The organism is Dactylosporangium sp. NPDC005555, from assembly GCF_040605635.1.
Lineage (GTDB): Bacteria > Actinomycetota > Actinomycetes > Mycobacteriales > Micromonosporaceae > Dactylosporangium.
The window spans coordinates 116,346-130,341 of the sequence record NZ_JBEXDG010000028.1 but is presented as its reverse complement, the minus strand read 5'-3'; the positions used below and the strand labels follow the sequence as shown (position 1 = coordinate 130,341).

Here is a 13,996-nt window from a genome sequence, read left to right as displayed (position 1 = left end):
ACCGCCGCCACCCCGGCCAGCCCGGTCAGGGCGCGGCGGTGGGCGCGCTCGCCGTCCCCTACGCCGTGCTGCCCGGCGACCCGCCGGCACCGGTCACGCCCGCCGCGCCGGTCACGCCGGCGTCAGGCGCGGTGCCGGTCAGCCCGTCACCGGCGGCGTCTCTGCCACCGGCCGGCCCGGGGCCGACACCGAAGTTCGGCGCGGGACCGGTGGACGTCGGCGGTGGCCTCGTCATCGTGGTGGCGCCGGCCCGCAACGGCACCCTGGTCCTCAACCGGAGCAAGGGCACCTACCGGACCGTGCAGTTCGGCACCGTCCGCCCGGCGCCGGCCGGCGACCTCGCCGCGGTCGTCGACGGTCAGCGGGTCGGCATCCTCAACGTCGCCACCGGCCAGGTGCGGTGGGTCACCGGGGCGAAGATCGTCAGCGGCGCGCCGGACTGGTCGCCGGACGGCACGCGCCTGGTGTACGCGACGGACGGCACCGGGCCGGACGGCATCCGGATGGCGGTCGCCGACGCCGGAACGGCCGTCGCCAAGACGGTCGGCCCCGACATCGTGTGTTTCGAGCAGTGCGCGCCCGGCTGGCGGCCCAACGGCACCGAGCTCACGCAGAAGGACATCGACGCCGGCACGATCGTGTACTCGGCCGCGACCGGTGCCCGCACCGGCGACACGGTGCCCGGCGCGGTGCCCGGCAGCCGCTCCTGGTCGCCGGACGGCCGCCACGTCGTCGTCGCCGAGAACGGGCGGGCCGCCGTGCTCGACCTCGCGACCGGCAGGACGGTGCTCCCGCTGCCGGTCGATGCCAGGGTGGTGTACTGGACAGGCGTGGACGAGCTGGCCATGGTGCGCACCGGCGACGTGGCCGTGATCGGGCTCGACGGCACGGTCCGCCGGATCACGCCGCTGCCCGCCGATGTGGTGCCGGACGAGGTGACGGCACTCGTGCTCGGCCGCCCCTGAGACCGCGGCCGGACAGTCGATCGGTCGCGGTGGGTTGCTCCGGCGGCGACCGGGGGTGCCGCCGCCGGAGCGGACCGGCTCAGAGCCGGCCGTGGGAGCACCATCAGGGATCCCCTCCACCGTCGTCCAGACCTACCTGCATGCCGACTCCTCGCCGCTCCCGGGAGATACCGGTTGTCACGCAGGCGACATGGTCCGGACGGGTGAACAGGACCGGTGGACGATGATGGACGGGTGAAAGGTGTCCCGAGCAGGTCCAAGCTGACGATCGAGGATGTGGCCAGGGCGGCCGGGGTGTCCCGGTCGACGGTGTCACGGGTGATCAACAATCTGCCCGGGGCGTCCGGGCCGGTGCGTGAACGGGTCCGCGGCGTGGTGGCCGAGCTCGGGTTCGTGCCCGACCAGACCGCGCGGGGACTGGCGTCGGGGCGGCCGCGGGCCGTCGACGTCGTGGCCGTGACCCCCGCCCCCGCCGACGGCTGGATGGGCACGCACCCGTATTTCAGCCGGGTGCTGGTGGGCGTGACGTCCGTGCTGGACCCGCTCGACGTCCAGGTCCACGTCCATCAGGTGACGCCGGACGACGCGACGCGGATGCTGGACGCGCTGGCGGCGAAGGCGACCGTCGGCGCGGTGCTGGCCGAGGTCACCCCGGACCTGGCGGCGCGGTTCCACCGGCGCTGCCGACGGGTGGTGTCCCTGGTCGCGACGGCGGCGCCGGTGCCCGCGATCGAGGTGGACAACATCGGCGGCGCCGCCGCGGCCGTCGAGCACCTGCACCGGCTGGGGCGCCGGCGGATCGCCGCCGTGCACGGCCCGGACGACAACGCGTGCGCGATCGACCGCCGCGCCGGCTATGCGCGGGCGGTCGCGGCGTTCGGGCTGCCGGAGATCGGCGACGTCGGCGACTTCCGCCGGGAGCACGCCTACCGGGCCGCGCACCGGATCCTGGCCCGGGACCCCGCGGTCGACGCGATGTTCGTGGCGTGCGACCTGATGGCCGCCGGTGTCGTGCAGGCCGTCACCGCGACCGGCCGCCGCGTGCCGCAGGACGTCAGCGTGGTCGGCTTCGACGACAGCATCGCCGCGGTGTGCGCCAATCCGCCGCTGACCACCATGCGGGTCCCGGTGGAGCAGATGGCCGCGGCCGCGACCCGGCTCCTGCTGCAGGACACGGTCCCGGCCGGACACCGGCAGCGGTTCCCGGTCGAGCTGGTGCTCCGCCAGAGTGCCGGCTGAGACCCTGGTACTGGGAGCGCTCTCGCGTCTACCGTCCGGTCCCTCGACGGATCGACATGTGGAGACAGGAGCACGACCGATGGAAGACACCGCACAGGCGACCACCCTGCCGGCGCACGCGCCGCTGCGGCTGGTGCTGGCCTCGCCGCTGTTCCGCGGGGCGACGATCGCCCTGTTCCTGTCCGGCGTGGGGGTCTCGGCGGCGGCCCCGCAGATCGCCAGGTTCCTGGTCGACGACCTCGGCAGTTCGCTGCCCACGGCCGGCCTGTTCTACCTGACCAACCTGACCGCACCGGTCGCCGGTTACCTGGTCGGCGCCCGCTCGGACCGCACCGGCGGGCGGCTGGGCCTGTTCCGGCTCTGCGCCGCCGCCGGGTTCCTCGGCTGGCTGGGCATCGCGTACTCCACCCAGCTGTGGATGCCGTTCGCGATCAGCGCTCTCGTGCTCGGCTTTGCCGGCGCCGCGATCTCACAGCTGTTCGCCGCCGTCCACGACGAGACGACCCGGCACCCGGACCGCGGCAACGACGGCGTGGTCGCCATCGTCCGGATGGCCCTCACCGCGGGCTGGGTCGTCGGCCCGGTCGCCGGGTCGTTCCTGGCCGCCGCGGTGGACCTGCGCACCGTGCTCGTCGTGACCGGCGTGTGCACCCTCGCCCAGGTCGTCCCCCTCGGCACGCTGCGCACACCGCCCGCCCACCGCCCGGGCGCATCGCCCTCCGACGACCGGCGCCGGCCGCCGCTCGCGGCGATGGTGCCGCTGCTCGCGTTCACCGGCCTGTACGTCCTGGTCTACGCCGGCGAGCCGATCAAATACGCCTACCTGCCCATCTACATGAACGACGTCCTGCACCTCGACCCCGCGCTCAGCGGCGCGGTCATCGGCATCCAACCGCTCGTCGAGCTGGTGCTCATGCCGGTCGCCGTGATCGCCGCCCGCAGGATCGGGACCATGCGCCTCATGGCGGTCGCCGCCGCGCTCGCCGTCGCCGCGAACGTCTGCTTCGCCGCCACCGGTGCCGCCGCCGGACTGCTCCTCGGTCAGGCCCTCATGGGCGGTGTCTGGGCCGTGTTCATGACCCTCGGCATCCTCGTCGCGCAACGCCTGCTTCCCACCGCGGTCGCGACCGCATCGGCGGTCTTCCTCAGCTCCAGCGCCCTCAGCTCAGCCCTCGGCGGCCTGGGCGGCGGCCTCGGCGTCGCCACCGCCGGCCTGCCCCACGTGTTCCTCATCCCGGCGGCGCTCGCCCTCGCCGCCACCGCCGGCCTGGCCGTCATGCACCAGACCCGTCGCACGTCGATGGCTGAAGCGGCGGCGTAGCAGCGGCAGCGCGCCGGCCGCTGATGGGCCGTCGCGCTCAGGTGACGCTGGTCCATCCCGGGTACTTGGCGGTGCGTCCGTCGCCGGAGGAGCGGCCACGGGCCCGGCGCAGCACCCACGGCAGGACGTGCTGGCGGTAGTACCGCGCCTGGACGATCAGCCCGCGCGACCCGGCGGGGCCGTCGCCGATGCGGTGCTCGGCGCCGGCGACACCCAGGGCGGCGAGAACGAGCCCGGCGACGCGGCGGTGACCGGCGGCGTTGAGATGCAGCCGGTCCGCCGACCAGTACCCGGATCGGCGGAGCTCGGCGTCGCCGAAGCAGTCGACGAACAGCACACCGTGGCGCTCGGTCAGCTCCCGCACGGCCTGCGTGAGCTGCCCGGCCCGGCGGCGCAGCACCCGGCCGAGCGGCAGGTGGTCCGACGGGTCGGCGCCGCTGAGGACCATGAGGCGGACGCCGGCCGTGGCGCAGCGCTCGACCGCCCCTTCGATGAGCCGCACGAGGCGCGACAGGTCCGCGCCGCGGCGCATCATGTCGTTGCCGCCGCCGTTGAGCGACACCAGCGTCGGCGGCGGCGACATCGCGAGGGCGGCGTCCAGTTGCATGGTCACGACCGGCTCCAGCAGCCGCCCCCGGATCGCCAGGTTGGCGTACTGCCAGCGCGGGTCGTCAGCGATGAGCGCGGCCGCGACCAGGTCGGCCCACCCGCGGGGCGTGCCGTCCGCCCGCTCGTCACCCATGCCCTCACTGAAGCTGTCGCCGATCGCCACGTACCGCATGCGCCCGACGATACTGACTCGATCTCCGCGGTTCAGGCCGGGTCGTCGACCTGCGGGCTACGTCGCAGTCGCACGAACCGCCGGTGCATCGGCGGGCAGCTCACGTTCGCGGGTCCGTCGCCGTTCGTGTCCAAGGCGAAGGCGGCGACGACGCTTTTGTCGTTGGCAGGACCTGGTCAGGTGGCCGTGACGGAGTAGGCGCCGCTCGCGCAGCCGGTGATCCGCCAGCCGCCCGGCACCTGCTCGGCGGATGCGTCGCGCACGCCCGTGGTGCGCAGGCTCGGCGCGGTCGCGCCGGGGAACCAGATGTCGAGCCGGCAGTTCGCCGGGTCGGGCGCGGCGGTCGCGGTGACCCGCAGGTCCGGGCCCGCCGTCAGTGCGTCCAACCGGCCGGGGAACGCGCGCGGGAAGGCCCGGGCCAACGGTGCGGCGAAGGGTGCGGGTGGCGGGATCGACGCACCCGTACGGCAGTCGACCGCGACCAGGTTGCCGGAGGTGGCCGCGTCGGTGCCGGTCTCCGGTGAGCCGCAGCCCTGCCGCCACACCCAGAACGCGCCGCCGATGCCGAGCCGGTCCTGGGCTTCGGCGAAGCGCCGCACCTTGACACCGTCGGCCGCCGGGTCGCCGAACCAGCCCCATTCGCCTGGCCACAGAGCGGCGCCGTAGGCGGCGGCTGCGCGGGCCGACACGGTGAGGTTCCGTTCGATCGACGCGATGGTCAGGCCCAGGCTCTGGTCCATGCTGATGGACTCGCTGTACGGGTGCGGGGCGAACACCAGTTGCCGGTCCGCGGTGAACCCGGGTGGTGGGGTCACGTCGAAGCCGAGGCCGGACCACAGCACGCTCGGCTGGAAGAAGACGATGTGGGGAAACCCCCGGGCGGCGTCCTCGGCCTCGCGGATCGCGGTGATGGCGGCGTCGTAGAACCGGCCCAGCAGCAGCCCTGAACTGGTCGGCGGGTTCGGCCCGATGCCGGGCTCGTTGAGCAGGTCGTAGCCGGCGACGGCGGGTTCGTCGGCGAAGGCGCGGGCGACGAACGCCCAGGTGCGGACGAGCTCGGTCTGGATGCCGTCCCGGTCGGAGTACAGGTTGCCGAACGCCGTCGCCACTGCGGGCGCGAGGTCCCGGGCCAGGAACTGGCAGTGTGCCGTGCCGTCGGTGATCGTCGCCCAGGCCGGTGCGCCGTCCCAGCCGGTGGTCGGTGTGGTGGCGCCGCCGCACCGCTCGGACGGCCTGGCGAGGGCGTTGCCCCACGCGTCCTGGTGCATGTCGAGCACGGTGTAGATCCCGTGTGTCTTGGCTCCGGCGACCGCCGCCTGGATCTCGCGGAGGTACGACTGGTCGAATGTGCCCCGCTCGGGCTCCAGCCGCGACCACGACATGCCGAGCCGGATCACGTTGAAGCCCATCGCCGCCATCTGGGCGAAGTCACCGTCGGTCAGCGGCTGCGTCGCCGGTACGGCCGGATCCCGCAGGTGGTAGTCGATCAACTGGTTCACGTTGACGCCCCGCAGGATCACCTGCCGGCCGGTGACGTCGCCGATCGTGGCCGGCCCGCCGGGGCCGGGCGCCGGGTGCACCAGCAGCCGTTGCATCCCGCCGGATCCCGCGGCCGGGGTGAAGGGCGGCGGTCCTGGTCGCACTGGTGCGCCGATGACGGGCGCGAGCGCGAGCAGCAGCACCCCGGCCACCGCGAGGGCGCCCAGCCTCGGCCGCGTGGACAGCCACCGCGAGCCGAGCGTGAGCAGGAGGGCCGCCGCCGGACCGACCGCGGCACCATAGCTGAGCCCGGTCGCGACGCTGACCAGCGTGGTGCTGATCCACCAGCTGTCCGGCCCGGCGCCGGAGATGCGGTCGGACAGCGGAGCGACGGCCGCGTCGACGATGCCGAGGCCGGCGCCGGCGACCACGCAGGCCAGCCATACGGTCACGCCGGCGGAGCCGGGCAGCCGCCGCCCCATTGCACGGACGGCCGCCGCGACGACGGCGAGGAACACGGCCGTGCCGAGGAGGAGTCCGAGCACGCCGGCGGCGGCGGTCGGGGCGACGAGGAATCCCGTGAACGCGTACCCGACCGGGCCGCCGCGCCACCACGGCGCCGCCGGTCCTGCCGCGGCGAGCGCGGCAACGACGAACACGGCGAGCAGCGCCCGCGCCTCCAGGGGCCTGACCATGGGCTGGGCGGGGGAAGGGGCCGCGGGGCCGGCGCGGAAGGCGAGCGCCGCGCAGGCCGCGACCACGGCGCCGACGACGACGTACTTCAACGCCGCGAAGCCGCTCACGCTCACCGAGTACCGCAGCGCCGAACCGGCTGACAGGTGCCGACCCAGCAGCGGCACCGTCGACACGAAGCCGCTCGCGGCGCTCGCCCAGGCGCTCGCGCCGACGGTCGCGACCCAGGCGGCGGCGAACACCCACCGGGCCGTCGACCGCCGGCCGGCGAGCAGGACCGGAACTGCCGCGCCGGCCAGGAGGACCGGCAGCCCGACCAGCAGGGGTGCCCAGCGGAAGGGACTGCCGCCGCCCGCGAGGGGCACCCCCCGGCCGCCGACCGGCGCGAGCAGACCCGAGGGATCCGACGCGGCACCGACCGCGACCACGACGACGAGCACGGCGACGACGGTCGCGGCGGCGCGACCCTGCGGCGCTGCCCAGATCCGTCGGATGGTCATGAGGGGTGAAGTGGCAGGCATGGTAGACGCGAGTGTGGCTCGCGTTCGACGTTTTGTCAGCCCCCCGGCCACGCACAGGTTGCCCCCGGCAGTGACGTGTGCCGATACTTGATGACCGCCGCCTTTGTGTTTGGAGCTACCCATGACGCGCCGCAGGCCGCTGGCCGCCATCATGTCCACCGTTGTGCTCGCGACGCTGACCACCACCGTGGCGACCGTCGCGCCGTCCGTGGCCGGCACCGCCGGGCCCAAGACCGTGATCGCCAACCTGTTCGAGTGGAACTGGACGTCGGTCGCGTCGGAGTGCACCAGCACGCTCGGGCCGCGCGGGTACGGCTACGTGCAGGTCTCGCCGCCGCAGGAGCACGTGCGCGGTCAGGAGTGGTGGGTGGCGTACCAGCCGGTCAGCTACCGCATCGAGTCGCGCAAGGGCACCCGGGCGCAGTTCCAGTCGATGGTCGGCACCTGCCACGCGGCGGGGGTCAAGGTGATCGTCGACGCGGTGGTGAACCACATGGCCAACACCGACAAGAGCGGCCCGGGCTGGGCCGGATCCGCCTGGACGCACTACGACTACCCGGGCACGTACCAGACGCAGGACTTCCACCACTGCGGGCGCAACGGCAACGACGACATCGTCAACTACAGCGACCGGTACGAGGTGCAGAACTGCGAGCTGGCGAACCTCGCCGACCTCGACACCGGTGCGACCTACGTGCGGGACAAGCTCGCCGGCTACCTCAACGACCTGCTGTCCCTCGGCGTCGACGGCTTCCGCATGGACGCCAGCAAGCACATGCCCGCCGCCGACATCGCCGCGCTGCGGTCCAGGCTGACCCGGTCGGTGTACATGGTGCAGGAGGTCATCTACGGCGCCGGCGAGCCGATCGGCCCGCTGGAGTACACCGGCAACGGCGACGTGCACGAGTTCCGGTACGGCAAGGACCTCGCCCGGGTCTTCCGCAACGAGCGGCTCGCGTACCTGAGCAACTTCGGCGAGGGCTGGGGCTACATCCCCGGCAACGTCGCCAACGTGTTCGTCGACAACCACGACACGCAGCGGGACGTCCCCGGCACCCTGACCTACCGGGACAACGGCATCTACGCCCTGGCCAACGCGTTCATGCTGGCGTGGCCGTACGGCTCGCCCACGGTGATGTCCAGCTACGAGTTCACCGACCGCAACCAGGGCCCGCCGTCGGACGCGTCCGGACGCACGAACAACAGCACCTGCTACACCGGTGGCTGGCGCTGCGAGCACCGCTGGCCGGTCATCGCGAACATGGTGGCGTTCCGCAACGCCGTCGCCGGCAGCGCCGTCGTCAACTGGTACGACAACGGCTGGCAGCACATCGCGTTCGGCCGCGGCAGCGCCGGCTACATCACCATCAACGACGAGGACTTCGCCGTCACCGGACGCGCGTACCGCACGAACATGCCCGCCGGCCGCTACTGCGACGTGATCCACGGCGAGAAGAGCGGCACCACCTGCACGGGCCCGGTCGTCACCGTCGACAGCGCCGGCTGGTTCACCGCGAACGTCGCCGCCCACGACGCCCTGGCCATCCACGCCGGCGCCCGCATCGCCTGACGTTGGCTACCATTCCTGCCGTGGCCGTCCAACGTGATCCGGCGTCGTTGTCGTGGCGGCGGATCACGTTGACCGTGGTGCTGCACGCCGCGCTGCTGGTGTGGATGTGCACGCCGGTCATCTGGCTGGTGGTCCTGGTCAAGTTCGTCCCCGAGGACGACACCGCCGCGGCGGTCGTCGTGCATCTGTCCGCGCTGGTGTTCGCGGTCGTCGTGCCGCTGGTCGTGGTCCGCGTCGCACGACGGACCGAGCGTGAGCTCCAGTGGGCGATCTGGTGGCTGGCCGGCCTCCTCGGCCTCGTGCTGCTGGGAGTCTTCGACATCCGCGATACCGTCTTCGGTCCGTGATCTGGACCGGCCGGCCGGCACGGAGGTCCTGGCAGCCGCCGCGGCGGCCACACGATCGGGACCGTGCCGCTGATGCCCGCGCCGGATGCGGGGGTGGTCAGGACGACCGGTTCGGGTCCATCGTGGAGTTGCCGGGTGCTGAGGTCGCCGGCCTGGCGTTCGACACCGCCGGTGACGTGGGCGATGCGTGTGGGTGCTCCGGCCGTGAGGGGCCGGTTCGGAGGGTGCGCCGAGTCAGCAGCCACAGCGCCAGGGCCACGCCGCCGACGGGGATCTCGGCGACGAAGATGAACGCGCGGAACAGCAGGACCCCGGCGAGGGCCCCGGTCGCGTCGGCGCCGAGGCCGATCAGCACGGCGACGGTGCCGGCTTCGATGAGTCCCGCGCCGCCGGGGGTGATCCCGGCGAGGGTCAGGAGACGTTCGGCGACGAGACCGGCCAGGATCAGTGGCCACGGCAGGGCCGCGCCGACCGCGACGAGGCACAGCCACCACAGGACGCCCTGCATCGCCCAGTAGCAGGTCATGCCCCAGGTCAGCGAGGCCCAGCGGCGGCGCACGAGCTGGTCGGTGCCGTCCAGCAGCGCCGCGGCCGCGGCCGTCCAGCCCCGCACCGCATCGGGTCCGGCCGCACCGGCGCCGCGGCCGGGCCGCCGGTGGCGCAGCCGCTCGGCGAACGCGACGATGCGCAGGAGCGGACCGGCACGGCCGAAGAGCGCCGCGACCAGGAGCAGCCCGGCGCCGGCCGCGAGGACGGCGGCGGTGAGCCACAGCAGGCCGGCCCGGCCGGCGGCCAGCGATCCGCTGGCGAGCAGCGCGATCACGGTGACGAGCGGCATGGCGAGCTTCGCGGCGGCGTCCCAGGCCTTCGACACCACGACGAACCGGGCGAAGTCGAGGTTGCCATGTCCCCAGCCGCGGACCATGCCGAGGTTGAGCGCGGTGCCCGCGACGCCACCGAGCGGCAGGACGTTGGACAGTGCGCTGCCGGCCAGGTTCAGCGTCAGGGCCCGCCGGTGGGTGAGGCCGGGCATGGCGGCGCTGAGCACGACGGTGTGGACGCCGAGCCCGGCCAGCCAGACGACGCCGAGCCCGGTGAGCCACTGCCAGGTCACGGTGGTGAGCTGCTGCCACGCCCCCGACCAGGAGGCGCCGACGGACGACAGGTGCAGCGCCGCCCACACGACCACGGCGATCCCACCCGCCAGCAGGACCAGCCGCACCCTGGTGGTCATGGCTGCCCGGCCTCCGCGACCGTGTCGTGCCGCCGGGCGACCCAGGCGACGGCCGGCGGCACGTCGGCGGGCACCCGGTGCGGCATCCCGGTGGACAGGTCGTCCAGCACGACGACGGGCACTCCCGCGGTGCGCGGCCGCCGCACGACGTGGGCGCCGATGCCGCGGACCTGCGCGCATGGCTTGCTGAGCGCGAGATGTCCGCCGTCACCTCGGCTTCGCTTCAGACCGGTCATGCCGTCACCTCGGCTTCGCTTCAGACCGGTCATGCCGTCACCTCGGCTTCGCTTCAGACCGGTCATGCCGTCACCTCGGCTTCGCTCCGGACCGGTCATGCCGCCACCTCCGCTTCGCTCCGGACCGGTCATGCCGCCACCTCCGCTTCGCTCCGGACCGGTCATGCCGGCACCGGCAGGTGCTCGCCGAGCGGGCCGACGGTGAGGCCGCGGTCGCGGGCGCGGTCGATGATCCTGGGCAGGGCGGCCAGGGTCCGCTGCCACGAACCGGGGGCCGAGGTGCAGTCGGAGTCGTGCAGCAGGACGGTGCCGCCGCCGGCGAGCCGCCGGGTGACGGTGTCGACGATCGACGTCGGGGTGGCGCGGGCCCGCCAGTCGCGACCCCAGCTACTCCACAGCACCGGTCGCAGGCCGATCCGCCGGCTGGTGCGCACGGCGCCGGCGGTGAGCACGCCGTAGGGCGGGCGGTAGAAGCGCGGAGTGCCGCCGGTCGTCGTGGCGATGAGGTCGTGGGCGGCGGTGATGTCGTCGGCGGTGGCGGCGGGTGTGCGCCACAGCAGACACTGGTGCGCCCAGCCGTGCACGGCGACCTCGTGGCCGGCGGCGACGATCTCGCGGCCGAGGCCGGGGTCGTGCTGCAGCATCGAGGCGAGCAGGAAGAACGTGGCCCGCACGTCATGCTCGGCGAGGACCCGCAGGAACTGCGGGGTGGAGCGGCGGTCGGGGCCGTCGTCGAAGGTCAGCGCGACGTGCCCGGCGGCACCGGCCCCGGCGAGGCCCGGTAGCACGGCACGGCGTAGCGGAGCGCAGGCGGTGATGGCAGGGGCGGCGTGCACCGCCCACGCGACCCCGGCGACACCGGCGGCCCACGCGAGACGATGCCTCATGACGCCGCCACCAGCGGACCGCTCGCCGGCCCGTCCGCCGTCAGCACCGGTGCGCAGGACGGCCCGGAGGGCCACGGCGCTGACGGCGGGGCGGGCGACGCCGTCGCCGCTGCCACCGGGGGAGCCAGGGCCGGCGCCGGGGGTGGGCCGACGGCCGTCGCGAAGGCGGGCGGCCACGCCATGGACGGGGCGGGCCGCGGGACGCCCGCCGCCGCGGCGATGACGGTCTCGGGACGAACCGTCGTGGGGCGGAAGCTGTTCGGGGTGACCATCGTCCGGCGCAGCGCAGCGGCGAGGTCGGCCGGGTCGCGGATCCAGGGGACCCAGCCGGCCACGTCGAGGGCCTCGGCGTTGCTGCGACCGTGCCCGGGCACGCACCGGAAGGTCACGACCGGCACGCCGGCGGTGAGCGCCTCCAGGGACGACAGGCCGCCGGCGTTCTGCACCACGACCTGGCAGGTGCGCATGAGGGCGGCCATGTCGTCGATCCAGCCGAGGGCGATGACCCGCCCGGTGCGAGCGAGCCGATGCCGCAGGGTGTCGTTGCGGCCGCACGCGACGACCGGGACGGCGAGGCCGGTGGCGGCGACGTCGGCGGCGGCCTGCTCGACGGCGCCGGTGCCCCAGGCGCCCGCGACGATGAGCGCGAGCGGCGCGGCGGCCGGGAGGCCGAACCGCAGCCGTTGCCGCACCTGGGAGGTGACCGGCGGCGTGCGGTCGAACGCGGGCGCCACGGCCGGCGCGACGACCCGCACGTCCCGGGCGCCGTGCAGGCGCGCCTGCCGGGCCGTCTCGTCGTGCAGGGCCAGGTGCGTGTCGATGCCGTCGGCGATCCACAGCGGGTGCACGGACAGGTCCGTGAGGTAGGTCAGCGCCGGGGCCCGCAGCCGGCCGTCGCGGCGCAGCCGGCCGAGGACCTGACCGGCGAGCGGATAGGTGGAGACCACCGCGGCAGCGTCCGGGCCGACCGCGGTCAAGGTCGCCTCGTCGGCGAGGGCGGTGAGCCGGGACGCGGCGGCGCCGGCGGCGGCCGTGCCGACCGCGGAGAGCAGCCAGCCCCAGGTGGCGGGCAGCGTGGTGAGCTGCCGGCGGTACATGCCGCGCAACAGCCGGCCGCTGCGGCGGGGCAGCAGGTCGACGAAGTCGTGCCGCTGGACCGCGAACCCGTCGCGCCGCAGCCGGCGGCTCAGCTCGGCGGCCGCACCGTCGTGACCCGCGCCGAAACTGGCGGAGATGACCACCACGCGGGGCGGCCGGCCGTGCGTCAGCGGTGCCGTCATCGGTCCGCTCCTTTCGGGGCCGGATGAGCGCCGGCCGCGTCCGCCGGTCCGGGACGGGCCAGGCTGCGGTGGATGTTCGGCCCGCCACCCTGAGAAGACGCTGAACGACCGGCGGACCACGAAGCGGTGACACGGCCGTGGCGCGCGCCCCGCACCGCCAGAATCTCCTACAAATCGTAGGGATGCGTGTCGTTCCGGCGATCCTGGTGAGCATCCCGCTGCCCGGCACGGGAGCGGTCCTTGCCGCGCCGCCATCGGGCACCGTGCGCCCCGGCCACGTCATGGTCGTCCTGATGGAGAACAAGCGCTGTGACGCGGTGATCGGGCACCTGCGGCCACCGTACATCGGCGGCCTCGCGCGGCGCGGGCGAACGTCACCGCCGCGTGGCCGCGTGACACCCCGGGTCACCCTCCGACTGGCATCCGGCTCACCGCGGCCGGTCACCGTCCAGCAGGGATGCGGTCGAGCCGCGGTGCCGGCCTCAGGTGCGCAGGCCGAGCTCGGCGAGGATCTGGGTGACCCGGCGATCCTGGTCCTGGATGAACACGCCGAAGTCGTCGCCGCCGAGGAAACTGTCGGTCCACCGGTGCCCGGCGACCGCTTCGAGCCAGATCGGCGACCTCCGCAACACCTCCAGCTCGGCGCTGCGGCCCGCCCGCTGGGCCGCGGTGAGCCCCGGTGGTGCGACGAGCCCACGCCAGTTGGCGAACACCACGTCGAGACCGGCCTCGCGCAGCGTCGGGGCGTCGATCCGGTCGGCCCGGTCGCGCCCGGTCGCCGCCAGGACGCGGAGCTGGCCGGAGTCGACCTGTCCCGCCAGCTCACCGAGGCTCGACACGGCGAACGCCACCCCGTGCGACAGCACCGCGCCCAGGAGCATGCCGCCCCCGTCGTACTGGCTGTAGCGCACGGTGCGTGGTGCGATGCCGGCCGCCTTGGCCATCAGCATCGCCGCGAGATGGTCGGGGCCGCCGGGGGAGGAGCCGCCACCGACGGCAAGGGCCGCGGGGTCGGCCCGCCACACCCGCACCAGATCGTCGAGGGTGTGCAGCGGCGAGTCCTGGGTGACGACGACGACCTCCGGCTCCTCGATCAGCCGGGCGACCGGCGTCACGTCGGCAAGCGTGACGGAGATCGGGGCGGTGTGCTGCGCGCCGACGAGACCGAGACCCATGAGCATCAGCAGCGAGCCGTTGCCCTGCTCGTAGGCGAGCCGGCGCAGGCCGACCATGCCACCGGCGCCGGGCAGGTTGAACACCTCGACGCCGTGCTTGACCGAAGCGGCGTCCATGGTGGTGGCGACGGTCCGTGCGGTGATGTCGTAGCCGCTCCCGGGTGCGTTGGGCACCATCAGCCGCAGGCCGGGCTCGTCGTCCGCCCGGCAGGCGCTCAGCACGAGCCCGGCCAGGGGTGCGGCGAGTATGGTACGGCGAAGCACCAGG

11 protein-coding genes and 1 pseudogene are annotated in these 13,996 nt (G+C 74.3%); 5 read left to right on the top strand and 7 right to left on the bottom strand.

The features are described from left to right. The 3 genes and pseudogenes from ABZS58_RS28945 to ABZS58_RS28935 all read left to right on the top strand — a co-directional run. Positions 1-965: pseudogene (locus ABZS58_RS28945) on the top strand (hypothetical protein); the annotation flags it as partial. 234 nt (positions 966-1,199) lie between these two features. Beyond that, the gene (locus ABZS58_RS28940; RefSeq protein ID WP_354786374.1) at positions 1,200-2,204 is read left to right on the top strand and encodes a LacI family DNA-binding transcriptional regulator; all 1,005 of its coding nucleotides are present in this window, start codon (positions 1,200-1,202) and stop codon (positions 2,202-2,204) included. Between the two features lie 79 nt (positions 2,205-2,283). Then, a complete protein-coding gene (locus tag ABZS58_RS28935) occupies positions 2,284-3,525 on the top strand; it encodes an MFS transporter (protein ID WP_354786373.1) in 1,242 nt (413 codons plus the stop codon). A gap of 37 nt (positions 3,526-3,562) precedes the next feature. On the opposite strand, the gene ABZS58_RS28930 is transcribed toward ABZS58_RS28935, so the two are convergent. Together ABZS58_RS28930 and ABZS58_RS28925 are read right to left on the bottom strand one after the other, a co-directional pair. Beyond that, the gene (locus ABZS58_RS28930) at positions 3,563-4,306 is read right to left on the bottom strand and encodes an SGNH/GDSL hydrolase family protein (protein ID WP_354786372.1); all 744 of its coding nucleotides are present in this window, start codon (positions 4,304-4,306) and stop codon (positions 3,563-3,565) included. A gap of 176 nt (positions 4,307-4,482) precedes the next feature. After that, positions 4,483-6,978, bottom strand: a complete 2,496-nt coding sequence (locus tag ABZS58_RS28925) for a cellulase family glycosylhydrolase (RefSeq protein ID WP_354786371.1) — start codon at positions 6,976-6,978, stop codon at positions 4,483-4,485. Between the two features lie 142 nt (positions 6,979-7,120). Between ABZS58_RS28925 and ABZS58_RS28920 the strand changes: the two genes are divergently transcribed. Both ABZS58_RS28920 and ABZS58_RS28915 read left to right on the top strand, forming a co-directional pair. Next, the gene (locus tag ABZS58_RS28920; RefSeq protein ID WP_354786370.1) at positions 7,121-8,569 is read left to right on the top strand and encodes an alpha-amylase family protein; all 1,449 of its coding nucleotides are present in this window, start codon (positions 7,121-7,123) and stop codon (positions 8,567-8,569) included. Between the two features lie 20 nt (positions 8,570-8,589). Beyond that, positions 8,590-8,916, top strand: a complete 327-nt coding sequence (locus ABZS58_RS28915) for a hypothetical protein (RefSeq protein WP_354786369.1) — start codon at positions 8,590-8,592, stop codon at positions 8,914-8,916. 97 nt (positions 8,917-9,013) lie between these two features. Here ABZS58_RS28915 and ABZS58_RS28910 read toward each other — a convergent pair whose 3' ends face one another. The 5 genes from ABZS58_RS28910 to ABZS58_RS28890 all read right to left on the bottom strand — a co-directional run bounded on the left by ABZS58_RS28910 (position 9,014) and on the right by ABZS58_RS28890 (position 13,992). Further along, positions 9,014-10,150 carry a lysylphosphatidylglycerol synthase transmembrane domain-containing protein gene (locus ABZS58_RS28910; protein ID WP_354786368.1) on the bottom strand — a complete coding sequence of 379 codons (1,137 nt, stop codon included), beginning with the start codon at positions 10,148-10,150 and terminating at the stop codon, positions 9,014-9,016. Beyond that, the gene (locus ABZS58_RS28905; protein ID WP_354786367.1) at positions 10,147-10,386 is read right to left on the bottom strand and encodes a hypothetical protein; all 240 of its coding nucleotides are present in this window, start codon (positions 10,384-10,386) and stop codon (positions 10,147-10,149) included. Before ABZS58_RS28905 ends, ABZS58_RS28910 begins: the two co-directional genes overlap by 4 nt. Positions 10,387-10,547: 161 nt before the next feature. Beyond that, positions 10,548-11,273, bottom strand: coding sequence for a polysaccharide deacetylase family protein (locus ABZS58_RS28900; protein ID WP_354786366.1), 726 nt, complete (start codon positions 11,271-11,273; stop codon positions 10,548-10,550). Further along, a complete protein-coding gene (locus ABZS58_RS28895) occupies positions 11,270-12,553 on the bottom strand; it encodes a glycosyltransferase (protein ID WP_354786365.1) in 1,284 nt (427 codons plus the stop codon). The genes ABZS58_RS28900 and ABZS58_RS28895 overlap by 4 nt, the downstream gene beginning before the upstream one ends. A 482-nt stretch (positions 12,554-13,035) precedes the next feature. Continuing rightward, entirely contained in the window at positions 13,036-13,992 is a 957-nt protein-coding gene (locus ABZS58_RS28890) for a tripartite tricarboxylate transporter substrate-binding protein (RefSeq protein ID WP_354786364.1), read from the bottom strand. Positions 13,993-13,996 lie beyond the last annotated feature (4 nt).

Excerpts from the sequence above, each read along its gene's own strand:
- ABZS58_RS28935 (WP_354786373.1), top strand. The coding sequence starts at position 2,284 with ATGGAAGACACCGCACAGGCGACCACCCTGCCGGCGCACGCGCCGCTG.
- ABZS58_RS28930 (WP_354786372.1), bottom strand. The coding sequence starts at position 4,306 with ATGCGGTACGTGGCGATCGGCGACAGCTTCAGTGAGGGCATGGGTGAC.
- ABZS58_RS28925 (WP_354786371.1), bottom strand. The coding sequence starts at position 6,978 with ATGACCATCCGACGGATCTGGGCAGCGCCGCAGGGTCGCGCCGCCGCG.
- ABZS58_RS28920 (WP_354786370.1), top strand. The coding sequence starts at position 7,121 with ATGACGCGCCGCAGGCCGCTGGCCGCCATCATGTCCACCGTTGTGCTC.
- ABZS58_RS28910 (WP_354786368.1), bottom strand. The coding sequence starts at position 10,150 with ATGACCACCAGGGTGCGGCTGGTCCTGCTGGCGGGTGGGATCGCCGTG.
- ABZS58_RS28905 (WP_354786367.1), bottom strand. The coding sequence starts at position 10,386 with ATGACCGGTCTGAAGCGAAGCCGAGGTGACGGCGGACATCTCGCGCTC.
- ABZS58_RS28900 (WP_354786366.1), bottom strand. The coding sequence starts at position 11,273 with ATGAGGCATCGTCTCGCGTGGGCCGCCGGTGTCGCCGGGGTCGCGTGG.
- ABZS58_RS28895 (WP_354786365.1), bottom strand. The coding sequence starts at position 12,553 with ATGACGGCACCGCTGACGCACGGCCGGCCGCCCCGCGTGGTGGTCATC.